The 23,613-nt window shown below is 72.0% G+C and carries 15 protein-coding genes; 5 read left to right on the plus strand and 10 right to left on the minus strand.

Annotation, left to right across the window (positions count from 1 at the left end):
• The 8 genes from ACZ6TV_RS30040 to mraZ all read right to left on the minus strand — a co-directional run.
• Nucleotides 1-1,353: FtsW/RodA/SpoVE family cell cycle protein (locus ACZ6TV_RS30040; protein ID WP_465300642.1), on the minus strand; the 1,353-nt coding region annotated here is incomplete at its 3' end.
• Nucleotides 1,354-1,435: 82 nt separating this feature from the next.
• A complete protein-coding gene (mraY, locus tag ACZ6TV_RS30045) occupies nucleotides 1,436-2,557 on the minus strand; it encodes a phospho-N-acetylmuramoyl-pentapeptide-transferase (RefSeq protein WP_465300643.1) in 1,122 nt (373 codons plus the stop codon).
• Nucleotides 2,554-3,948 (minus strand): UDP-N-acetylmuramoyl-tripeptide--D-alanyl-D-alanine ligase, encoded by a 1,395-nt coding sequence (locus ACZ6TV_RS30050; RefSeq protein WP_465300644.1) that lies wholly within the window; start codon nucleotides 3,946-3,948, stop codon nucleotides 2,554-2,556. Before ACZ6TV_RS30050 ends, mraY begins: the two co-directional genes overlap by 4 nt.
• Nucleotides 3,945-5,444 (minus strand): UDP-N-acetylmuramoyl-L-alanyl-D-glutamate--2,6-diaminopimelate ligase, encoded by a 1,500-nt coding sequence (locus ACZ6TV_RS30055; RefSeq protein ID WP_465300645.1) that lies wholly within the window; start codon nucleotides 5,442-5,444, stop codon nucleotides 3,945-3,947. The genes ACZ6TV_RS30050 and ACZ6TV_RS30055 overlap by 4 nt, the downstream gene beginning before the upstream one ends.
• Nucleotides 5,445-5,489: 45 nt before the next feature.
• Nucleotides 5,490-8,018 (minus strand): peptidoglycan D,D-transpeptidase FtsI family protein, encoded by a 2,529-nt coding sequence (locus tag ACZ6TV_RS30060; protein WP_465300646.1) that lies wholly within the window; start codon nucleotides 8,016-8,018, stop codon nucleotides 5,490-5,492.
• Between the two features lie 30 nt (nucleotides 8,019-8,048).
• On the minus strand, nucleotides 8,049-8,576 hold the full coding sequence (ftsL, locus tag ACZ6TV_RS30065; RefSeq protein WP_465300647.1) for a cell division protein FtsL: 528 nt from the start codon (nucleotides 8,574-8,576) through the stop codon (nucleotides 8,049-8,051).
• Nucleotides 8,577-8,605: 29 nt separating this feature from the next.
• Entirely contained in the window at nucleotides 8,606-9,565 is a 960-nt protein-coding gene (gene rsmH, locus ACZ6TV_RS30070; protein WP_465300648.1) for a 16S rRNA (cytosine(1402)-N(4))-methyltransferase RsmH, read from the minus strand.
• 247 nt (nucleotides 9,566-9,812) lie between these two features.
• Nucleotides 9,813-10,244, minus strand: a complete 432-nt coding sequence (mraZ, locus tag ACZ6TV_RS30075; protein WP_344504031.1) for a division/cell wall cluster transcriptional repressor MraZ — start codon at nucleotides 10,242-10,244, stop codon at nucleotides 9,813-9,815.
• Nucleotides 10,245-10,663: 419 nt separating this feature from the next.
• On the opposite strand from mraZ, the gene ACZ6TV_RS30080 reads away from it, so the two are divergent.
• Both ACZ6TV_RS30080 and ACZ6TV_RS30085 read left to right on the plus strand, forming a co-directional pair.
• Nucleotides 10,664-11,908 (plus strand): MurT ligase domain-containing protein, encoded by a 1,245-nt coding sequence (locus ACZ6TV_RS30080; RefSeq protein WP_465300649.1) that lies wholly within the window; start codon nucleotides 10,664-10,666, stop codon nucleotides 11,906-11,908.
• Nucleotides 11,898-12,611, plus strand: a complete 714-nt coding sequence (locus ACZ6TV_RS30085; RefSeq protein ID WP_465300650.1) for a type 1 glutamine amidotransferase — start codon at nucleotides 11,898-11,900, stop codon at nucleotides 12,609-12,611. The genes ACZ6TV_RS30080 and ACZ6TV_RS30085 overlap by 11 nt, the downstream gene beginning before the upstream one ends.
• A 458-nt stretch (nucleotides 12,612-13,069) precedes the next feature.
• Here the strand turns inward: ACZ6TV_RS30085 and leuS are convergent, their stop codons facing one another.
• Together leuS and ACZ6TV_RS30095 are read right to left on the minus strand one after the other, a co-directional pair.
• Nucleotides 13,070-15,916, minus strand: a complete 2,847-nt coding sequence (gene leuS / locus ACZ6TV_RS30090; RefSeq protein ID WP_465300651.1) for a leucine--tRNA ligase — start codon at nucleotides 15,914-15,916, stop codon at nucleotides 13,070-13,072.
• A 180-nt stretch (nucleotides 15,917-16,096) separates the two neighbouring features.
• Complete coding sequence (locus tag ACZ6TV_RS30095) at nucleotides 16,097-17,809, minus strand: serine/threonine-protein kinase (protein ID WP_465300652.1); 1,713 nt, start codon at nucleotides 17,807-17,809, stop codon at nucleotides 16,097-16,099.
• 284 nt (nucleotides 17,810-18,093) lie between these two features.
• Between ACZ6TV_RS30095 and ACZ6TV_RS30100 the strand changes: the two genes are divergently transcribed.
• From ACZ6TV_RS30100 to ACZ6TV_RS30110, 3 genes are read left to right on the plus strand one after another with little or no spacing between them, the layout of a single operon-like run.
• Entirely contained in the window at nucleotides 18,094-19,155 is a 1,062-nt protein-coding gene (locus ACZ6TV_RS30100; protein WP_465300653.1) for an AAA family ATPase, read from the plus strand.
• Nucleotides 19,156-19,157: 2 nt separating this feature from the next.
• Nucleotides 19,158-20,456, plus strand: a complete 1,299-nt coding sequence (locus tag ACZ6TV_RS30105) for a DUF58 domain-containing protein (RefSeq protein WP_465300654.1) — start codon at nucleotides 19,158-19,160, stop codon at nucleotides 20,454-20,456.
• Nucleotides 20,453-22,921 (plus strand): transglutaminase TgpA family protein, encoded by a 2,469-nt coding sequence (locus ACZ6TV_RS30110; protein WP_465300655.1) that lies wholly within the window; start codon nucleotides 20,453-20,455, stop codon nucleotides 22,919-22,921. Before ACZ6TV_RS30105 ends, ACZ6TV_RS30110 begins: the two co-directional genes overlap by 4 nt.
• Nucleotides 22,922-23,613: the final 692 nt, after the last annotated feature.

The following is a 23,613-nucleotide window of genomic DNA, read 5'->3' on the forward strand; positions in this document are numbered from 1 at the left end:
GGGAAAAAAAGTCCCGAGGGTGCTCCCCCCCTTTTTGAGGGGGGGGGGGGTGTGTGGTTTTGTGGAGTGGGTTTCTGGTTCGGGGTCCGGGACCCCCCCCCCCCCCCCCCCCCCCCGGGCCACCACCAGGGCACTGCCGCCGTCGGAGATGAACGGCAGGGGCAGGCCGGTGATCGGCATGAGGCCGGTGACGCCGCCGATGTTGATGATCGCCTGCCCGACGAACCAGATGGTGATCGCGGCGGCGACGAGCCGGCGGAACGGGTCCTCGACCCGGCGGGCGATCCGCAGCCCCGTGTAGGTGAGCATGCCGAAGAGCACGAGCACGACCAGGCAGCCGACGACGCCGAGCTCCTCGGCGACGATGGCGAAGATGAAGTCGTTGTGCGCGTTGGGCAGCCGCCCCCACTTCAGCTGGCTCTCCCCCAGCCCGACGCCGAACCAGCCGCCGTTGCCGATCGCCCACAGGCCGCGCAGGTACTGGTAGCGCCCGGCGGTCGCGTCGGCGTCGATCGAGGGGTCGAAGAAGACCTTGATGCGGGCGAGCCGGTAGTCCTTCTCGGCCGGCAGGACGATCAGGGCGATCACGCCGGCGAGCCCGAGCCCGCCGAGCCACGCGAAGACCGGCAGCCGCGCCCCGGCCGCCCACAGCAGCCCGGTGAAGAGCACCACCAGGCAGATCATCGAGCCGAGGTCGTTGTACCCGACGAGGAGCAGCAGCACGACGGTGACCGGCAGCAGGGGCATGAACAGCTCCCGCCACGACAGGATCGTGCGTCCCTTGCGCACCAGCAGGTCGGCGCCCCAGACGACGAGGGCGACCTTCGCCAGCTCCGCCGGCTGCACCTGGACGCCGCCGAGGTGCAGCCACAGGTCCTCGGCCCAGATCGGCCCGAGCCGGATCGCCTGGACCTCCCCGCCGGGCGGGGTGCGGCTGGACGCGAGCCAGCCCATCAGGTCGACGAAGCCCATGAGGACGAACGCGGAGATGAGCAGCGGCGTGGCGACGGCCCGGAAGGTGCGCACCGGCAGCCGCTGGCAGACCCAGAACGCGATGAGGCCGACGACGGCGAACGCGGTCTGCTTGACCACGGAGCCGAACGGGCTGCCGGTGCTGGCGTAGTTGTCGACGCCGGTGACGGAGAACACCATGACCAGGCCGATGAAGACCAGCAGGCCGACGCTGGACAGCAGCAGGTAGTAGGAGGCGAGCGGCCGGTCGAGCAGCCCCCGCAGCGCGTCGAACCAGCCGAGGATGCCGCTGCCCGGCGGCGCGGGTGCCGTTTGCGCCGGTGCCGGTGCCGGTGCCGGTGTGCCCGGTGCCGCCGTGTCCTGCTCCCCATCGCCCCGCATGGGGACCATCATGCAGCCGGGACCCGCGCGGTCCTTCGACCACGGGATCCCGGCGTGTCGGATGCGTCGATGCGTCCCGGCGTCAGCCGGAGCCGCTCATCACCCGCAGGAAGTCGGCGGCGAACAGGCCCAGCGACGCGGCCATGCCCAGCCCGGCGATGATCCAGAAGCGGACCACGATGTTGACCTCGCTCCAGCCGGCCAGCTCGAAGTGGTGCTGCAGGGGCACCATCCGGAAGATGCGCTTGCCGGTCGTGCGGTACGAGCCGATCTGCATGATCCACGTGATGACGATGATGAAGAACAGCAGACCCATCAGCGGCAGCAGCAGCACGGTCTTGGTGGCCATGGCGAGCCCGGCGATGAGCGAGCCGAGCGCCATGGAGCCGGTGTCACCCATGAAGATGCGGGCGGGTGAGGTGTTCCACCACAGGAAGCCGACCAGCGCCCCGACGGCCGCGCCGGCGATCAGCGCCATCTCCAGGGGGTCGCGCACGTCGTAGCAGTAGTTGGCGGTGTACTCCGGGTCGGCGCACCAGTGCCGGTACTGCCAGAACGCGATCGCCATGTAGCTGCCGATGACCAGGATCGACGTGCCGGTGGCGAGGCCGTCGAGACCGTCGGTGAGGTTCACCGCGTTGGACATCGACATGACCACGAACACGAAGAAGACGACCGCGCCGACCTTGGTGATGTTGAGCCAGTCGATGTCGTGGACCCACGACAGCTTCGGGCTGGCGACCGTGGTGACGACCGCGTCGCCGGTCTGCTTCGCCGGCACGTACAGGGCGATCGCGCCGAAGATCGCGCCGATCAGCGCCTGGCCGATGAGCTTGCCGCGCTTGTTGAGCCCGTCGCTGTTGCGCTTGGCGACCTTGAGGTAGTCGTCGAGGAAGCCGAGCAGGCCGGTGAACACGAACAGGCCCAGCAGCACCACCGCGGTCGCGGTCGGCCCGCTCGGGCGCAGCTGCTTGTCCGGCAGCGTGGTCAGCGCGATGTGCCCGCCGGTGTAGGCGATGAGCGTGGCGAAGATGAACACCACGCCGCCCATCGTGGGCGTGCCCTTCTTGCCCAGGTGCCCCTGCGGCCCGTCGGTGCGGATCGGCTGGTCGGCCTTGAGCCGGGTGAAGTACCTGATCGCGATCGGGGTGCCGAACAGGGAGATGAGGAACGCCACGAACGCGGCGACGAACACAGCCCTCACTTGGCCGCCGCCTCTACCCGCAGGGCGTCGACGATGTCCCACGTCCGGTACCTGGATCCCTTGACCAGGACCACGTCGCGGGGCCGCAGCTCGGCGCGCAGCAGCGCGACGGCGGCCTCCTGATCGGTCACGAGCACCGGGTCTCCTCCCCAACTCGCCACGACGGACGCACCGTGCAGGATCGGCGCGGCCTGCTCGCCCACTACCACGAGACGGTCGACGCCGAGTTCAGCGGCGAGGCGACCGACCTCCTCGTGTGCGGTTCGCTCATACTCGCCGAGCTCCGCCATGAAGCCGAGCACCGCGATCATCCGCCGCCCGCCGGCCACCGCGACGAGCGCCCGGAGCGCCGCCGCCATGGACGCCGGATTGGCGTTGTACGAGTCGTCGATGACCGTGACATCGTCGGCACGGTCGAAGACATCCATCCTTCGGGTCGACAAGCCATCTAGATCGCCGAGTGTGGCGGCGATCGTCGCCGGATCCACACCGGCGTGCGACGCCACGGCAGCGGCGAGTGACGCGTTGCCGACCTGGTGCCGCCCGGCGACGTCGAGCCGCACCTCGACCGGGTCGGCGCCCGGGAGGTGCAGCGTGAACCCGAACCGGCCGCGGCCGAGGTCGGTCACGCCGGTGGCCCTGACGGCGGCGGCGTCCGCCTCCCCGGCGAACACGACCGGGGCCGCGGACCGGGCGGCCATCCCGGCGACGCGCGGGTCGTCGGGGTTGAGGACCGCGAGCCCGTCCGGGCGCAGCGCCTCGACCAGCTCCCCCTTGGCCAGGGTGGTGCCCTCCAGGGAGCCGAACTCGGCGATGTGCGACGTGCCGACGTTCACCACCACGGACACGTCCGGCGGCGCGATGCCGCACAGGTAGGCCAGGTGCCCGGCGCCGCGCGAACCCATCTCCAGGACCAGGAACCGGGTGGCCGCGGTCACCTTGAGCACCGTGTACGGGGTGCCGAGCTCGTTGTTCTCCGACCCGGGCGTCGCCACGGTCGGACCGGCGGTGCGCAGCAGCGCGGCGATGAGGTCCTTGGTGCTCGTCTTGCCCGACGAGCCGGTAACCGCCACGACGGTGAGGCGGTCGCCGAGCCGGTCGATCACGGCGCGGGCGAGCAGCCCGAGGGCGTCGCGGGGGTCCTCGACGACGATCGTGGGCGCCCCGTCGACGGGCCGGCTGCCGAGGACCGCGACGGCGCCGTCGGCGACCGCCTTCGCGGCGAAGTCGTGCGCGTCGACCTTCGCGCCGGCGAACGCGACGAACAGCCCGCCGGGGGCGACCTTGCGGGAGTCGTACTCCACCGGGCCGTCGACGACCGCGTCCCCGCTGCCGCCGTGCAGGGTGCCGCCGACGACGGCGGTGATCTCGGCGACGGTGAACGGGATCATGCGGCGGCCGCCCGCAGCGCCGCGGCGAGCTCGACCCGGTCGTCGAACGGCAGCACCTCGCCGCCGACCTCCTGGCCGCGCTCGTGGCCCTTGCCCAGCACCGCCACCACGTCGCCCGGTCCGGCCTGCGCGACGGCGTGGTCGATGGCGGCCCGGCGGCCGTCGACCTCGACGACCGTGGCCGTGCCGCCCTTGGTGCCGGCGAGGACCTCCGACCGGATGAACGCCGGGTCCTCGGTGCGCGGGTTGTCGTCGGTGACGACGACCAGGTCGGCGCCGAACGCGGCGGCCCGCCCCATCAGCGGCCGCTTGCCCCGGTCGCGGTCGCCGCCGGCGCCGACGACGCAGATGACCCGCCCGCCCCGGGACGCGGCGAGGGTCCGCAGCGCGGCGAGGACCTCGACCATCGCGTCGGGCTTGTGCGCGTAGTCCACGACGCCGAGGACGTCGCCGGGCGCGTCGACGCGCTCCATCCGGCCGGGTGAGCCGGGCGCCTGCGCGACGGCCTTCGCCGCGACCGAGATGTCGACCCCGACGGCGACGAGCGCGGCGATGGCGAGCAGCGCGTTGGCGACGTTGTGCCGGCCGGGCAGGCCGACCCCGGAGGCGATCGAGAAGTCGTGCCGGGACACCGTGAACCGCTGCCCGTAACCGTCGGGCGCGATGCCGGTGGCGCGGAAGTCCGCGGCGGAGTAGCCGGCCGCCGAGTAGGTCCACGACGCCGGCTTGCGCAGCCGCATCACCTGCGCGTCGTCGAGGTTCAGGATCTCGGTGGCGGCGCGGCCGTCGAACAGGCGGGCCTTCGCCGCGAAGTACGACTCGACGTCGGGGTGGAAGTCGAGGTGATCCATGCCGAAGTTCGTGTACCCGGCGGCGGCGAACCGGACGCCGTTGACCCGGCCGAGCTCCAGGGCGTGGCTGGAGACCTCCATGACGACGGCCTCGACGCCGCGCTCCAGGCCGGCGGCGAACAGCGCGTGCAGGTCCGTCGCCTCGGGCGTGGTGCGGGCGCTGTCGATCGTGAGGTCGCCGAGCCGGGTCTCGACGGTGCCGATGAGGCCGGTGACCTGACCGGCGGCCCGCAGCCCGGCCTCGATGAGGTAGGCCGTCGAGGTCTTGCCGGCGGTGCCGGTGATGCCGATCGTCGTCAGCTGCCGGGTCGGCTCGCCGTAGACGTGCGAGGCGATGCCACCCAGCGCCGCGCGCGGGTCGTCGACGACGATCGCGGGCAGGCCGCTGATCCGGGCCGCGCCGGCCGGGTCGGTGAGGACCGCGACCGCGCCGGCCGCCCTCGCCTGGTCCGCGAACTGGGCGCCGTGCACCCGCGCCCCCGGCAGCGCCGCGTAGAGGTCACCAGGACGCACCGCGGAACTACTGTGGGTCACACCGGTGACGGCGGCCTCGCCGTCCTGCGCCGCCATGGGCGCACCTGCGAGAGCCGCCAGCTCGACGGCGAGCACAGGGCGGACATTCCTCGGACGGGGATAGCCGGGCACGGGGTCAGACCCTACCCGTCCCACCGGGAAGTAGCAGAGTCGGTGTCACGGGTAGATCGTCAGCTTCGGCGCCTCGGTGCCCGTCGGCACCACCCCGAAGTTGCTGAGGGTGAGGGCCATGAACTCCTTGAACAAAGGTGCGGCGACCGATCCGCCGGCCCCGCCCGGCACGTGCGCGGTGACGGCGACCACGTAGCGCGGCGCCTCCGCGGGCGCCATGCCGATGAACGACACGACGTCGCCCGGGGCGTAGCCGCCGTCCTGGGGCATCTTCGACGTGCCGGTCTTGCCCGCGATCCGGTAGCCGGGGATCGCCGCCTGGTGACCGGTCGCGTCGTCGAGCGTGGTGACGCCCTCCAGCATGGTGCGCAGCTCCTGAGCGTGCACCGGGTCCATGACCCGGCGGGTCAGCTGCGCGGCCGGCTTCGTCTGGCTGCCGTCCGGCGCGATGATCTTCCGGACCAGCGTCGGCTGCACCCACAGGCCGTCGTTGGCGATCGCGGCGTAGACGGCGGCCATCTGGATCGCCGTCGTCGCCACGCCGTTGCCGATTGGGATCGAGCCGGGGCTGGAGCCGGTCCACTCACCCGGCGGCAGGAGCTGACCCGGGGACTCGTTCGGCAGGCCGACGCCGGTGCGCTGACCGAGACCGAACTTGCGCTGGTACTCGTACAGCTTGTCCTTGCCGAGCATGTCCGCGACGGCGATGGTGCCCACGTTGGACGACAGCGCGAGGATGCCCGGGATGGTCATCGCCGTGCCGTCCTTCTGCGGCGGGTGATCGGTGTAGGTGGTGTCACCCTTCTTCACCTTCGAGTTCACGGTCACCGTCGAGGTGGGCGTGATCAGCCCCTCCTGCAGCGCCGCGCCCATGACGATCGCCTTGTGGATCGAGCCCGGGTCGAAGACCGTGGCCGTGCACTGGTCCTTGAGCAGCTCCGGCGGCGACTTGCCGGGGTCGGCGGCGGCGAACGACGGGTAGCTGGCCATCGCCATCACCTCGGACGTCTTCGCGTCCATCACGATCGCCGTGCCGAAGCTCGCGCCGAGCGCCGTCATCTTGGCGGCCAGCGCGCTCTGCACCGAGAACGTCAGGTCGGCGTCGATGGTCAGCTCGACGGAGCTGCCCGGGCGGGCCGGCTTGAGCTCCAGCACGCCCTGCGGCAGCGGCTTGTCGAGGTCGCCCTCGCCGTGCTCGTACGTGTGCATGCCGTCGACGCCGCGCAGCTGCTCGTTGTAGGCCTTCTCGATGCCGAGCTGGCCGGACAGGTCGGCCTTGCTCGTGTAGCCGATCACGTTGGACGCGAGGTCGTAGCCAGGCACGTGGCGGCGCTCGTCGCGGTCGACGCGCAGCGCGCCGCCGTAGCCGAGGGCCTTGATCCGGTCGCCGTCCTCGATGTCGATCTGGTGCGCGAGGTACTCGAACCGGACGTCGGTCTTGCCGTCGGCGGCCTTGTGCGGGGTGAGCCTGCGGACCAGGTCGGAGCGCAGCACGCCGTACCGGTCGAGGATCGCGAAGAGCTCGTCCGCGGTCTTCTCCGGGTTCTTGATCACCTGCGGGTCGGCGGCGACGTAGCGCGTCTCGACCGAGTGCACGAGGATCTTGCCGGTGCGGTCGAGGATCGCGCCGCGGGACGCGGGCAGGACCTCGTGCACGAGCCGGTCCTTGAGCCCCTCGGCGGCGTAGGCGCTGGCGTCGGTGAGCTGCAGCTGCACCAGGCGGATGCCGATCGCGCCGAACATGAGCAGGGCGAGGACCGTCGCCAGGCGGAGCCTGCGGCGCGGCTCGGCGAGCTTCGGCGCGCGGGTGGCGCGCGGCAGCCGGGGCACCCTGACCCGGCTCTGCTTGCGCGGCTTGAGGACCGGTGTCGTCTTCCGTACCGGCGCGCGACCGCCCCGCCCCGGGGTCGCCCGCTTCAGCGGTGCCCTGGTCCGGGTCGCGCGCGGGTCGGCGTCGACGTCCGTGGCGGTGCGGTGGGCCCGCTGCGGCGCCCGGGCCTGCGTCCTGAGCTGCTGGCCGCCGGCCTCGGTCCGGGCCTGCGTGTTGGGCTGCCGCCGGGGTGGCTGCCGGTCTGCCGCGTCCCTGGGCGCGTCCCTGGACGCGTCCCTGGACGCGTCCCTGGACGCGTCCCTGGGCGCGTCCCTGGACGCGTCCCTGGGCGCGTCCCTGGACGCGTCCCTGCGCGTGTCTCGCTGCGCGTCTCTGGTTGCGCCTCTGGGTGAGTCGGCGGCGCGGCCCGCCGCGCGGCGGCCCGTGTCCGTGCGGCCGCCCTGCAGCACCTCCAGGGCCGGCCGGAACGGGTCGCCCCGTCCCGTGCCGCCGTGGTCGACCGACGCGTCGCGGACCGAACGCCCGCGGGGCGTGTAGCGGCGCGCCTCGGACATCGTGCCGCGCACCGGCGGCTCGGCCTGCGGGTCCGTGCCGGCACGGGAACGGGCGGCGGCACCGGCACCCCCCGCGCCGGCGCGACCGCCCGTCCGCTGCCGGCCGGCGTCACTGCTGCGACCGGCCTCCCGCCCGGCGCCCCCGCGCCGCTCGGTGCTGCCCCGCCGATCAGGAGTGTCGCCAGCCATGATCCTGCAACTTCCCGTTGTTGAGTTGGCTTACTTGCTCGGGCCCGGCATTTCCAGCTTGGTCCCGTCCGGCAGCAGCAGGAAGGCCGGCGTGCGCGTCGGCACGAGACCCAGCTGCTTGGCCCGCGACGCGAGCGTCACCGGCGACTCCTTGTTGGCCAGGTCGCTGCGCAGCCGCTCCTCGTCGCGGTCGAGGGTGCTCTGCTTCGTCCTGAGCGCGTCGAGCCTGAACGCGTTCTCGGCGATCCGCGTGTTGAGCACGAGGATGCCGATCACGCCGAGCAGCACCAGCACGAGCACGAGCGCCACGAACGGCGCGCGTGGTGCGCTGACCGGCGCGGGCGGTGCCACCCGCAGCCGTGGCCGCTTCTCGTCGCGGGCCGGGCGGCCCTGCGGTGCCGGCTGGGTGGTCCCCCGCTCCGGCTGGAGCGCCGTCGCGCCGATGGTCGGCGCGTCGTTGCCCTGCTCAGCGCGGCGTTCCGTGGTCCGGCCCCCCGACCGCGATGCACCCTGCTGAGTCCTGCGCGGCCGGTCGGCCGGCAGTGTCGTCACGTTCATCTCACACCTCCCCCAGAGGTCGTGCCTTGTTACTGCGTCTTGCGATCCGCCGACGGCCTGCGTTGCACGGCTCTGAGCCGCACGGACGCCGCCCGCGGGTTGGCCGCCACCTCGGCCGCGTCGGGGAGCTCGGCTCCCCTGGTGAGCACCTGCAGCACCGGCTCGCTGCCCGCCGGCTCGAACGGCAGCTCGACCGGCACCGTCGACCGGCTCCGCTCGGCGATCGCCTGTTTGACCAGGCGGTCCTCGAGCGAGTGGTACGACAGCACGACCATCCGCCCGCCCGGCTTGAGCGCGTCGAGCGCCGCCGGCAGCGCCCGTTCGAGGACGGCGAGCTCGCCGTTGACCTCGATCCGCAGCGCCTGGAACGTGCGTTTGGCCGGATGGCCCCCGGTCCGCCGCGCCGGTGCCGGGATCGAGTCCCTGACCATCTCGGCCAGCCTGGCCGAGGAGTTCAGCTCCCCTTTGGCGCGTTCCCGCAGGATCGTCTGCGCGATCCGGGAGGCGAACTTCTCCTCCCCGTACACCCGCAGGACCCTGGCGAGGTCGCCGTGGCTGTAGGTGTTGACCACCTCGGCCGCGGTGACGCCCCGCGTCTGGTCCATGCGCATGTCCAGCGGCGCGTCCTGGGCGTAGGCGAACCCACGCCCGGCGTCGTCGAGCTGCATCGACGACACCCCCAGGTCGAACAGCGCACCGTCCAGTCCCTCGCCGTCCAGGACGTCCTCGAGCTCGTCGTAGACGGCGTGCACGAGACGGGTCCGGCCGGCGAACGGCTCCAGCCGCTGCCCCGCGAGGCGCAGCGCCTGGGTGTCACGGTCCAGCCCGAGCAGCCGCACCGCCGGATGCGCCAGGAGCACGGCCTCGGCGTGGCCACCGAGCCCGAGCGTGGCGTCCAGGTGCAGCGCGCCCTCGCGGTCCAACGCCGGGGCGAGCAGCTCGAGGCAGCGCTCGAGCAGCACGGGAACGTGAATGTCCCGCTCCCCCATCGTCGACCCCCTACCGCGGCGGGTTCGCGGCCCGCCGTCGTGCTGAAAACGTTGCTGTTCCCGCGCTCCGCTGAACTGAATCGTGATTCACGTCGCTGGGATGCTCTTCGTTCTGTAGTGCACGAGCGCCGTACCGCCAGCTCCCCATCCGCCCACTCCGCCCTGGCGCCGGGGAAGTGGCGTCAGGACCTTGGAGCGGCTGGAGAGCTCGCGGTACGGCGGTCGACTGGGTGTCTGCAGTTGGACCTCACAGCCCGCCCGGCAGCACCCCCTCCTCGATGCCGGCGAAGTCGTCTTCGCTTTCGGCGAGGTAGGTGTCCCAGGCCTGCCGGTCCCAGATCTCCACCCTGGTGCTCGCGCCGATCACGACGAGTTCGCGGTCCAGCCCGGCATACTCGCGGAGATGCGGCGGGATGGTGACCCGACCCTGACGGTCGGGGACCTCGTCGTGAGCACTGGCGAAGAACACCCGGCTGTAGGCCCGGGCGGCCTTGTGGGTCATCGGTGTCGCACGAAGCTGCTCGGCGATCCGGGCGAACTCGGCGCCGGGGAACACGTAAAGACAGCGTTCCTGCCCTTTCGTGATCACGACACCTCCCGCCAGCTCATCCCGAAACTTGGCCGGCAGGATCAACCGGCCCTTGTCGTCCAGGCGAGGAGTGTGGGTGCCGAGAAACATCGACATCCACCCCTTCCCACCGCGAACGGTCCCCCCGGGGCCGGCCGAGCCCCCCGGCTCCGCCATCGCGCTCCACTGTACTCCACTTCCCTCCACCGTCAACGAGAAAACACCGGAAGTGACATCGGCGTGCGTGAAGAAATCCCACGTCAAACGGGGTGGAGGCCGGTGGAGGACGTTCGGCCGACCGGTCACCCATCCGGTCGGTTCGGCTGGTGTAAATTATGGACAAAACGCCCATGAGGTCGGACTTTACCGCTGCTTTATGGCTCCGTTAAGGTCGCGCCGCTTCGCGGTGGAGGGAAGTGGAGCGTTCTGGGACGACCGGCGGAGTGAGTGGCGCCCGTTGGGTCGCTCGCCGGTGGCAGGTAGGGTCTGGCGCATCGCATCACAGGACGCCGCACGACCGTGGAAGTGAGATGACGGACCACAAGCTCCCGATGCGGGCGAAGCTCGCCACATCGTTGTCGCGCGGCGCTGCCGCACTGTCCCGTGCCACCGGCCGGGGTGACGGCTCCGTCATCGGCGGCCGCATCGCCCTGATGGTCGACCCCAACCTCCTCGCCGAGCTCGCCGCGGGCCGGGAGATCGCGCTGATCTCCGGCACCAACGGCAAGACCACGACGACCCGGCTCACCGCGGCCGCCATGGGCGTGCTCGGCGACGTCGCCACCAACGGCCTCGGCGCCAACATGCCCACCGGGCACACGTCGGCCCTGGCCAAGGCCGGCGCCACGCCGTATGCGGTGCTCGAGGTCGACGAGCACTACCTCAAGCAGGTCCTCGACGCGACCCGCCCGAAGGTCGTCGCGCTGCTCAACCTCAGCCGCGACCAGCTCGACCGGGCCAAGGAGGTCGCGATGATGGCGGCCCTGTGGCGCGACGCGCTGCCCGGCCGCGACCTGCACCTCGTCGCCAACGCCGACGACCCGATGGTGGTGTGGGCGGCGGGCAAGGCCGTCGCCTCCGGCACCACCGTCACCTGGGTCGCCGCCGGCCAGCGCTTCCACGACGACTCGTGGGTGTGCCCCGAGTGCGGTGCCTCCATCGAGCGCACCGGCGAGCAGTGGGCCTGCGTCGCGGGCAACCTGAGCCGGCCCGTGCCGCACTGGGCCGTCTCCGGCGACGGCGTCGTCGACAACACCGGCACCTATCACCACATCGAGCTGCAGCTGCCCGGCCGGGTCAACCGCGCCAACGCCGCGACCGCGCTCGCCGTCGCCGCCCACTTCGGCGTCCCACCGGCGAAGGCCGTCCCCGAGCTGGCGAAGGTCGCCTCGATCGCCGGCCGGTATGCCGTCGTCGAGCGCGACGGCCGCGTCGTGCGGCTGCTGCTGTCGAAGAACCCGGCCGGCTGGCTGGAGGCCTTCGACATGGCCGACGACGTGCCGACCCTGCTGTCCATCAACGCCCGCGACCCCGACGGCCTGGACACCTCGTGGCTCTACGACGTCGACTTCTCCCCGCTGCGCGGGCGGCGGGTCCTCGTCACCGGCGACCGGGCCATGGACCTCGCCGTGCGCCTGGAAGTCAACGAGGTGCCCTTCGAGCACGTCAAGAGCTTCTCCCAGGCGCTGACGGTGATCCCGCCGGGCCGCCTGGAGGTCATCGCCAACTACACCGCATTCCAGGACATCAGAGCGGAGCTGGACCGTGTCAACTGAGTCGCGCCTGCGCCTGATCTGGCTGTATCCGGACCTGCTGTCCACCTACGGCGACCGGGGCAACCTGCTGATCCTGGCCCGCCGCGCCGACCTGCGCGGCCTGCCCGTCGAGTGCGCCGAGGTCCGCGCTGACCAGGCCGTGCCCGCCGACGGCGACGTGTATCTCATCGGCGGCGGCGAGGACGGCCCCCAGGCCCTGGCCGCGCAGCGGCTCATCGCCGACGGCGGCCTGCGCCGCGCCGTCGACCGCGGCGCGACCATCTTCTCCGTCTGCGCCGGCTACCAGCTGATGGGCAACTCCTTCTACGCCAAGGGCGCGAAGTGCGCGGGCCTCGGCCTGCTCGACCTGGACTCCGACCGCGGCGAGAGCCGGGCCGTCGGCGAGCTGGCCGGCGAGTGCGACCCGTCGCTGGGCCTGCCGACCCTCACCGGCTTCGAGAACCACGGCGGCCGCACCCACCTCGGCGCCGGCGTCCGCCCCCTCGCCCGGGTCACCGCCGGCATCGGCAACGACGGCCGCTCCGAGGGCGCGTGGCACGGCCGCATCCTGGGCACGTATTCACACGGGCCGGCACTCGCCCGCAACCCCGGGATCGCGGACCTGCTGCTGCGCTGGGCGACCGGCATGACCATGGAGCCCATCGACGACCGCTGGCCGACCCGCCTGCGCGACGAACGCCTCGCCGCCGTCCTCAACAAGTAACGCGAACAAGTAACGCGCCGAACACCCGAAGCCGCCTCGCCCACCTGAGCGAGGCGGCTTCGTACATCGCCGAAACCACGCGACCTCAACCGCGCGGCGTTGATCGGTGCGAGGCGGCATCAAGCAGCGGCGCGACGAATGTGTGCACCCAGGCGGCCGGCATGACCATCCAGGCAGGCAGCGGCGGCGGCTGCAAGGGAGCCGATCGACGGCCCCGGCCCCATCCGAACGCCCTCGCCGCCGTCCTCGACAACCAACGCGCGGGTGCGTCCGTGCCGCCCTCGAATGCGGCGCGCCGGGACGGGCGGGAATGCCGACCCTTGCCGGACAAAGGACCAGGTCGGTGCCGGTCTGACCGCTTTCCAAGACCTTACACCCGCCGTCCTAATCGATCTCGCGACTCTCACCGGCCGCTCATGCTCCGCGACAATGCGCCACGGAGCACGAGCGGCCGGTTGTCAGACGACGATCGAGACCATGCGGCCCTGGACGACGATGACCTTCTTGGGGGTCTTTCCTGCCAGCTGCGCCTCGACCTCGGCCAGGGCGGCCTCGCGGATCGCGTCCTCGGCCGCGTCCGCGGCGATCTCGAACGTGCCCCGGACCTTGCCGTTGACCTGGACCGGGTACTTCACCGTCTCCGCGACCAGGAACGCCTCGTCCGCGACGGGGAAGTCGGCGTAGGCGATCGACGAGTCGTTGCCCAGGCGCTGCCACAGCTCCTCGGCCAGGTGCGGCGCGAACGGTGACACCATCCGCACCAGCGGGTCGACGACCTCGCGGGGCGCGCCGTCCGCGGACACCTGGGTGACCCGGTTCGTCAGTTCGATCAGCTTGGCGATCGCCGTGTTGAAGCGCATCTCCTCGATGTCGACGCGTACGCCGGCGATGACGCGGTGCAGCAGGCGGCGGGTCTCGTCGTCCAGCGGGACGTCGGCCACCCGGGTGGCGTCGGTCTGCTCGTCGACGACCAGCCGCCACACGCGCTGCAGGAAGCGCTGCGCGCCGACGACCGCGCGGGTCTCCCACGGGCGGGACACGTCCAGGGGACCCATCGACATCTCGTACACGCGGAAGGTGTCGGCGCCGTACCGCTCGCACATCTCGTCGGGTGTGACGACGTTCTTCAGCGACTTGCCCATCTTGCCGTATTCGCGCTTGACGGCCGCGTCCTTGTAGAAGAACTGTCCGGGGGTGCGTTCCTCGACCTCCTCGGCCGGGACGTAGACGCCGCGCGAGTCGGTGTACGCGTACGCCTGGATGTAGCCCTGGTTGAACAGCTTCCGGAACGGTTCCTCGCTGCTGATGTGGCCCAGGTCGAACATGACCTTGTGCCAGAACCGGGCGTACAGCAGGTGCAGCACCGCGTGCTCGACGCCGCCGACGTACAGGTCCGCGCCGCCGACGTCGCCGGGCTGCTGCGGGCCCATCCAGTACCGCTCGTTGGAGGGGTCGACCAGGTCGTCCTTGTTGGACGGGTCCAGGTAGCGCAGCTCGTACCAGGACGAGCCGGCCCACTGCGGCATGACGTTGGTCTCGCGGGTGTACGGCTTGGGACCGTCGCCCAGGTCCAGGGTGACCTCGACCCATTCCTTGGCGCGCGACAGCGGCGTCTCCGGCATGCTGTCGGCGTCGTTGACGTCGAAGGTCCGCGGCGAGAAGTCCTCGACCTCGGGCAGCTCGACGGGCAGCATCGACTCCGGCAGGGCGATCGGCAGGCCCGTCGCGTCGTAGACGATCGGGAACGGCTCGCCCCAGTACCGCTGCCGGCTGAACAGCCAGTCCCGCAGCCGGTACGTGATGGCGCCGACGCCGTGTCCTTCGGCCTCCAGCCAGTCGATGATCTTCGCCTTGGCCTCGGTGACGCCCAGCCCGTCCAGGAAGGACGAGTTGACCGCCGGGCCGTCGCCGGTGAACGCCTTGCCTCCCGAGGCTTCGAAGCCGTCGGTGGGCTGCACGGTGCGGATGATCGGCAGATCGAAGACCTCGGCGAACGCCCAGTCGCGCTCGTCCTGGCCGGGCACCGCCATGATCGCGCCGGTGCCGTAGCCGGCCAGCACGTAGTCGGCGATGAACACCGGGATGTGCGCGCCGTTGACCGGGTTGACCGCATACGCGCCGGTGAAGACGCCGGTCTTCTCCTTCGCCTCGGCCTGTCGCTCCACATCGGACTTCCCGGCCGCGAAGGCGCGGTAGGCGGCGACCGCCTCACCCGGCGTGTCGTGCCCGCCGGTCCAGACGTCCGGGATGTCCGACGGCCACGCGTCCGGGACCAGCGAGGAGACCAGCGAGTGCTCCGGCGCCAGCACCATGTACGTCGCGCCGAACAGCGTGTCGGGCCTGGTCGTGAACACCCGGATGGGGGCGCCGCCGCCGGTGGCGAAGTCGACGTGCGCGCCGCGGGACCGGCCGATCCAGTTGCGCTGCATGGTCTTGACCTTCTCCGGCCAGTCCAGCCGCTCCAGGTCGTCCAGCAGCCGGTCACCGTACGCGGTGATCCGCATCATCCACTGCCGCAGGCTGCGCTTGAACACGGGGAAGTTGCCCCGCTCGCTGCGCCCGTCGGGGGTGACCTCCTCGTTGGCCAGGACGGTGCCCAGGCCGGGGCACCAGTTGACCGGTGCCTCGGAGATGTAGGCCAGGCGGAACCCGTCGATCGCCTCGCGCCGCTCGACCGGCGACAGGTCGGCCCACGCGCGCCCGTCCTCGACGACCCGCTCGCCGGACTCGAATGCGGCGATCAGCTCCTCGATCGGCCGGGCCTTCTGCTGCGAGGTGTCGAACCAGGAGTTGAAGATGCGCAGGAAGATCCACTGGGTCCAGCGGTAGAACTCGGTGTCGGTGGTCGCGACGCTGCGGCGGTCGTCGTAGGCCAGCCCCAGCCGGCGCAGCTGGCCGCGGTACCGCTCGACGTTGGCCTCGGTCGTGATCCGCGGGTGGGTGCCGGTCTGCACCGCGTACTGCTCGGCGGGCAGGCCGAACGCGTCGAACCCCATCGGGTGCAGCACGTTGTAGCCGGCCATGCGGAAGTACCGCGTGTAGCAGTCGGTGCCGATGTACCCCAGCGGGTGCCCGACGTGCAGCCCCGAACCGGACGGGTAGGGGAACATGTCCATCACGTACAGCTTCGGCGCGCCGGCGCGCGGGTGGTTCGGGTCGCTGAGCGGGCCCGCCGGGTTCGGCGCGTAGAAGGTGCTGTGCTCGGACCAGTAGTCCTGCCAGCACGCCTCGATGTCCGCCGCCATCCCCGCCGTGTAACGGTAGGGCGGGATGTCGACCGCTCCGTCGGTCACTGCCTCACTCATGAGCTCCTCGCCGCCTTCATAATCGGATTCCAGCATTGTCCGGGCATGAAAAAACCCCTCACGCAGGAGGGGTCGCCGTGCGGACGCAGTCGGTGCGTCAGCACGGCTCGCTAAGAAGCCGGACAGCCCATGTCATGTCTCGGAGTGTACCGCAGGGCAGGCGGACACCCGCAGCGCGTTTCAGCCGGGGGTGGCGACCGGTACCCCACCGACGCAGCGGACCTCGAACCGCAGCCGCGTCCCCGCCAGGTTGAACTCCACCCGGGACTTGCCCCGCGGGCCGGACTGCAGGTCGACCAGCGATCCGCCGGCGGCGGGTTCGGCGCCGGTGACGTTGACCTGGTTCCCGGCACAGACCGCGACGATGACTCCGCCGAGGGTGCTGATCCTGATCGGCCTGCCGGTGCTGGGCGGGCCTCCCCCGGTGTTCCCGTTTCCGGTGTTCGCGCCGGTACCGCCGGAGCCGCCGGCACCGTTGCCGGGGCGGCCGTTGCCCGGTGCGCCGTTGCCCGGGCCGCCGTTGTTGCCGTGCGGCGGCCCCCCGGCGCCGGTCGACGGCTCACCCGGGGTGACGGTGGCGGTGCCGGGGGTGGGCTCGCCGGACGCCGGGGTGCTGTCCGAGGGTGACGGGGCGGCGCCGGCCGCGCCGGCGGGGTTGCCGCGGGCCGCCTCGGCCACCGCCAGCGGGACGTCGGTGGGCTGGTGCAGCGCGAACGTCACCAGCAGCGCCGCGACCGCCACCACGACGGCGAGCCCGGCCAGGACCCGGCGCCGGTCACCGGCGTCGTCCCCGATCACGTCCGTCGCGCCTTCGCCGGGCGGCGTCCGTCCCGCCGTCGCCGTCACCGGACCGGTCGCGTCGTCGCCGGCCGCCGGAGCCGCGGCTGCCACCAGGTCGGTCGCGTCGTCGCCGGTATGGGCCGCGGCGGTCACCAGTTCGGTGGCGTCGTCGCCGGCCGGGGTGGTCCTGCCGACGGGGGCGGTGGCGTCGCCGGGGTCCGCGCCGCCGGTCGCGCCCACCGCGGGCGCGGCGGCCGCCGGGGCCAGGTGGAACTCCTCGGCGGCGGGGCGCGGCGACATGCCGGCCGCCGCGGCGAGGACGGCCGCCGCCTCCTCCGCGGACGGGCGGGCGGCCGGCGCCTTGACCAGGCACCGCATGCACAGCTCACGGACCTCGGGCGGCACGTCGGGCAGGTCCGGCAGCGGCTCCGGCGCGACGGTCACGTGCGAGCGCACCATCTGGGTCGTGGTCTCGCTGTCCCACGGCAGGCGGCCGGTGAGGCACCGGTACAGCAGCAGCCCGAAGGCGTAGACGTCGCTGGCGGGCACCGCGTCGTCGCCGACGAGGCGCTCCGGCGCGAGGTAGGCGGGGGTGCCGAGGATGCCGCCGTTCGCGTCGAGGCCGCTGTCCTGGTCGTCGGCGATGCCGACGATGCCGAAGTCGACGAGCTTCGCCGCGCCCTGGGTGAGCACGACGTTGGCGGGTTTGACGTCGCGGTGCACGAGCCGTCCGGCGTGCGCGGCGGCGAGCCCGGCGGCGACCTCGGCCGCGACGCGGATCGCGGCGGCGGGGCGCAGCGGACCGGCGGCGAGCCGCTCGGCGAGGGTCGGGCCGCGCAGCAGTTCCATGACGACGAACGGGTTGCCCTCGGCGGTCTCGCCGTAGTCGTACACATTGGTGACGTTCGGGTGCGAAAGGCTTGCCGCGGCCTGTGCCTCGACGCGGATCCTGCGGCGCCAGCCGGCGTCGGCGGCGAACGGGCCGGCGAGGACCTTGACCGCGACGTGGCGGCCGAGGACCTCGTCGTGGGCGCGCCACACCACCGACATGCCGCCCTCGCCGAGACGGTCGCTCAGGCGGTAGCGATCGTTGAGGAACTGCCCCTCGTCCACGGGCCCAGTCTGGTCAGGTTCGGCGCCGCGCGCATCTCGGCAGATCCGTTTGTTGAACATTTGCGGGGGTACGTGCGGCTCGCCGCGCGCCCGCCGGAAAAACGTCGCGGACAGTCACGACCGTGATGTCCGCAATGACGGTTTCCCGTGCGGCGCGCTGTGAATTCCCCGGCTAGCCTGAGGGGATACAGACGGCTCGGCTTGCCAACCAATTCGTGCAACCGGGCGGTTCACCTATGGGTCTATCACCTGACGGTGGCCACAGCAGGACACGAGGAGGCCAGTTGACCAGGCACCGCACGTTCGAGGAGCTCGGGGCCCCACTTCCCAGCCCGGAGTTCCGCGCCGCGACCGATGCGATCGTCGCCAACATCGAGCAGGTCATCGAGGGCAAGACCGCCACCGTGCGGCTCGCGCTCGCCGTGCTGCTCGCTGAGGGCCACCTCCTCATCGAAGATGTTCCCGGCGTCGGCAAGACCAAACTCGCCAAGGCCTTGGCGAAGTCCATCGACTGTTCGGTGCGGCGCATCCAGTTCACGCCGGACCTGCTGCCGAGCGACGTCACCGGTGTCAGCGTGTACAACCAGGAGACACGCGACTTCGAGTTCAAGCCGGGCGCGGTGTTCGCGAACATCGTCGTCGGCGACGAGATCAACCGCGCCTCCCCGAAGACGCAGTCGGCGCTGCTGGAGAGCATGGAGGAGCGGCAGGTCACGGTCGACGGCGCGACCTACCCGCTGCAGGTCCCGTTCATGGTCATCGCCACGCAGAACCCGATCGAGATGGAAGGCACCTATCCGCTGCCGGAGGCGCAGCGCGACCGGTTCACCGCCCGGATCGCGATGGGCTACCCGGACATGGGTGCGGAGCTCGCGATGCTCGACGTGCACGGCCGCCACGACGCGCTCGACGACATCCTCCCCGTCTCCGACGCCTCCCAGGTCCGCCGGATGATCGCCACCGTCCGCGACGTGCACGTCGCCGACGCGGTGAAGCAGTATGCGGTCAACATCGTCACCGCCACCCGCGAGTCGAGCGAGCTGCGTCTCGGCTCCTCGCCCCGCGCCACGCTGCAGCTGCTGCGCACCGCGCGCGCCGTCGCCGCCCTCGAGGGCCGCGAGTTCGTGCTCCCCGACGACCTGCAGGCCCTGGCCGTGCCGGTCCTCGCCCACCGGGTCATCCCGACCGCGGAGGCGCAGCTGTCCCGGCGCACCACCGACGCGATCATCGCCGAGCTGGTCCACCGCCTGCCCCTGCCGTCGGACCGGCAGCCGCGTTCGCCGTATGACACGAGACCCGCCGACAGGGCGACACCGCCGCGCGGGCAGCAGTTCGGAGGTCGCTGAGCATGCGCGAGGCGCTGCGGGGGCTCACCACACGGGGCCGTAGTTTCCTGGCCGCCGCCGCAGCGGCCCTCATCGCGGCGCTGATCCTCGGCGAGCGTGACCTGCTCCGGGTGGCGGTGCTGCTCGCGGCGCTGCCGCTGCTGTCCGCCGCCTACGTCGGGCGGACCCGCTACCGGCTGTCGTGCAGCCGGACCCTGGACCCGCACCGGGTCCAGGTCGGTGCCAGCGCCCGGGTGATCCTGCGCCTGCAGAACCTGTCCCGCCTGCCCACCGGCACGATGCTGCTGGAGGACCGGCTGCCGTATGCGCTGGGCAGCCGGCCGCGGCTGGTGCTGGAGAAGCTCGGCGCGCACCAGGCCAGTTCCGTGGCCTACACGGTGCGCGCCGACGTCCGCGGCAGGTATGAGGTCGGCCCGCTCGTCGTGCGGCTCACCGACCCGTTCGGGCTGTGCGAGCTGACCAGGGCGTTCCCGTCGGTGGACCGGCTCACCGTCATCCCGCAGGTGGTGCCGCTGCCGTCGGTGCGGCTCGCCGGCGAGTTCGCCGGTTCCGGTGAGAGCCGGGCCCGGTCGGTGGCCGTGCACGGCGAGGACGACGCCGCGACCCGTGAGTACCGCTACGGCGACGACCTGCGCCGCGTCCACTGGCGTTCGACGGCCCGCACGGGTGAGCTCATGGTGCGCCGCGAGGAGCAGCCGTGGGAGAGCCGGGCGACGGTCGTGCTCGACACGCGTTCGGCCGCGCACCGCGGTGAGGGCCCGACCGCCAGTTTCGAGTGGGCGGTGTCGGCGGCCGCCAGCGTCGCGGTCCACCTGCGCCACGCCGGATACAAGATGCGCCTGGTCACCGACGGTGGCGTGGACGTCGACGCGACCGAGATCGACGGCGACGGTCCCCTGCTCGATCAGCTCGCCGACGTACGGCTCGCGCAGCGCGGCGACATCGGCACCCTCATCGACCGGGTGCGCCGGCGCAGCGACGGCGGCCTGATCATCGGCATCTTCGGGCTGCTGTCGTCGGCGGAGGCCGAGCTGCTCGCCGGGTTCCGGTCCAACAACGCGACCTGCGTCGCCCTGTTCATCGACTCCTCCACCTGGCTCAACCTGCCGACCGCGGCCCGCGAGGAGTCCGACAAGGCCCACGGCGTCGCCTCCCTCGCGCTGCTGCGCAGCGGGTGGCGGGTCGTCGAGGTGCCGCACGGTGCGAAACTCCCCGCACTGTGGCCACAGGCCGGACGGGGGTCGCAGGGCTTCGCCTGGCGGGCCGCGTCGGCGGAGAGCGTCGCCGGAGGCGTGCGGTGAACCAGCGCAAGCACCTGACCCTGATCGCCGCCGGCTCCGCGTTCCTGTCGGCGCTGCCGCTCATGAACGTCTTCGAGGAGACCACCTGGGCGATCCGGGCGTTCCTCGTCGTGGCCGCCATGTGCGGCGTGGCCATGCTGGTCCGCAGCCTGCGGGCGCCCACCTGGGCGCCGTCGGCCGCGATGGCCGTCGCCGCGCTGTTCGGCCTGACCTGGCTGTACCCGAGCTCGCACGAGTTCATCGGGATCATCCCGTCCCCCAGCACGATCAAGCACTTCGGCTCGCTGCTGAGCACCGCGTCGACCGAGATGAGCGAGTTCGCGACGCCGGTCGGCAACCGGCCCGGGTTCCTGTTCCTGGCCACGCTCGGGGTCGCGGTCGTCGCGCTCGTCGTCGACCTGTTCGCGGTCGTGCTGCGCCGGCCCGCGCTCGCCGGCCTGCCGATGCTGGCGATCTACTCGGTGCCGGTCACCGTCACCACCGAGAGCACCAACTGGTTCTGGTTCGCGCTCGGCGCCATCGGGTTCCTGTGGCTGCTGGTCACCGACAACGTCGACCGGGTCCGCCGCTTCGGCCGCCGCTTCACCGGCGACGGCCGCGACGTCGACCTGTGGGAGCCCTCGCCGCTCGCGGCCGCCGGTCAGCGGCTCGGCGCGGTCGGCGTCCTCGCCGCGGTGATCCTGCCGCTCGTGCCGTTCGCGATGCCCGCCGGCGTGATCGACTCGATCGGCGCCGGCGCGGGTGGCGGCGGCGGGATCGGCCCCGGCGGCAAGAACGGCAAGCAGGTCAGCATGTTCGCCCTGCTCTCCGGCCAGCTCAACCGGGACAAGTCGTTCGACATGGTCAAGGTCACCAACCTCGACAACGACCCCAATCCGTACTACCTGCGCTTCAACGTGCTCGAGGAGCTCACCAGCCGCGGCTTCAACGCCAAGCCGATCAACGTCGGCAAGACCGTCGGCTCCGGCCTGCCCGGCCCGGGCTGGGACTCGTCGGTCAAGACCAGCACCCACAAGGCCAGCATCGAGATCACCAACGAGCTGGCGATCTACTTCCTGCCGATCTACACGTGGCCGACGAAGCTGGAGAAGATCGACAACAACTGGTCGTTCGACCCGCTCACCACCGTCGTGTACTCCGGCAAGCAGACCACGGCGAAGAAGAAGTACACGGTCGAGTACACGCGCGCCGACCCCACCCCGGACGACCTGCGCAAGGCCCCCGCCCTGAAGGAGAACGACCCGGCGCTGCGGGGCACGACGACCGTCCCCGGCAACACCGTGGTCAAGGAGACGGTCGCCGGGCTCATCAAGGGCAAGACCACCCAGTACGACAAGGTCACCGCGATCCTGGAGTACTTCTCGCAGGCGAACGGCTTCACCTACGACACGGCCACCGGCGCCGAGACCAACGGCTCCGCCATCGCCGACTTCCTCAAGAACAAGCGCGGCTACTGCGCCCAGTACGCGGCCGCCTTCGGCTGGCTCCTCCGCGAGGCGAAGATCCCGTCCCGGGTCGCGTTCGGTTTCGCCCGCGGCGGCACCCGCCAGGGCGCGACGATGACGCTCACGAACTTCAACCTACACGCCTGGACCGAGGTGTACTTCCAGGGCTACGGCTGGCTCCCCTTCGACGCGACCCCGCCGCAGGCGATCGGCGGCTCGGTGGCCACGTCGTACATGCCGAACGCCGTCACCGACAACTCCGACGTGATCGACGAGAACGACAAGCCCCGCCCCGGCCAGCAGCCGAGCAGCGACGTCGACCAGGGCGCCGCCGGCGACGTCGGCAACAACCCGGGCAACACCGGCACCGGCAGCACCGAGGAGACCGGTTCGGTGCTCGCCACCCTCGCCGTCGTCGGCGGCTGGCTCCTCGGGATCCTGCTCGTCGCCGGGCTGCTCCTGTCACCCGCCCTCACCCGCGGCCGTACCCGCCGCAACCGCCTGCAGACCGCGGGCGCCGCCACCGGCCCGTCCCCGGACGTCGCCGAGCCCGGCGTGATGGTCCTCGTCGGCGACGACCGTGTGGCCCGCTCCACGGCGCACCACGCCTGGGACGAGCTCACCGACACGATGGTCGACTACCACGTGCCGACCGACGACGCCGAGACCCCCAGAGCGACGGTCAACCGCCTCGTCACCAAGGAACGCCTCCGCGACAAGGCCGCCGACGGCGTCCGCCTCCTCAGCACCGTCGAGGAGCACGCCCGGTACGCCCGCACCCCCCTCACCGGCGGCGAGCTCCGCACCGCGGTCGACGAGGTGCGGTCGGCCTTCGCCGCCCGGGCCAGCCGCAAGACCCGCATCCTGGCGGTCGTCCTCCCCCCGTCGGTCTTGCGCCGCTGGCGCTCGGCCACCGCCCAGCGCGCCAGCTCCACGTCGCTCTGGCTCGGCCGAGGCTGGGACAAGCTCATGCGCGCCATCAGCGTCCGCCGCTTCGTAGCCCGCCGCGCCGACCGCTGACCCCCTCCCCCGTCATGATCCGGAAGAGCTCTTGCCGCCCTGTCAGCAGAAACTCTTCCGGATCACGCACCCGCCGGCGTTCCTCGCCGGCCGCTTCCGTGCTGGGCATTCGGGCGCGAGCGGACCGTCGAGGCGCACGCAGTCACGGCCTGCCACGCCCGCAGACGCATGTCCTCAGGTGCGTTTTCGTAGAGCGAACAGGTGTTCCGCTTCGCAAGGATCTGCCTGCCACGCGCATCATTTGCCGCCCATGACGCTGCACCCCCTGGCCCGCAGTCGTCAGGTCCGCCGCCTGGCCGATCAATGCCGACTGCGGCCCGTCCGATTCGAGGTCGAACAGGCCGACCCAGCCCGCGCTTACCGGACGTCGGCGTCGGCCCGGCCCGCGCCTGCTGCCGTCGACCTCGGGTCGGGCCATACCTGCTGACATCGGTCCCAGGCCGGGCTGCGCCTGCTGACGTCGGCCTTCAGGCCGGCCCGCGCCTCCGACGTCGGTCCCGCGCCGCCCACGCCGCCGCACGCCCGACCGGACAGACGGGGTGAAGCCGAAACACAACCGAGCCGAGCCGGACCGGCCGAGCCGGGCCGACCGAACCGGGCCGGGCTGCGCCTGCTGACGTCGGCCTTCAGGCCGGCCCGCGCCTCCGACGTCGGTCCCGCGCCGCCCACGCCGCCGCACGCCCGACCGGACA

Source organism: Dactylosporangium sp. NPDC051087 (assembly GCF_055586325.1).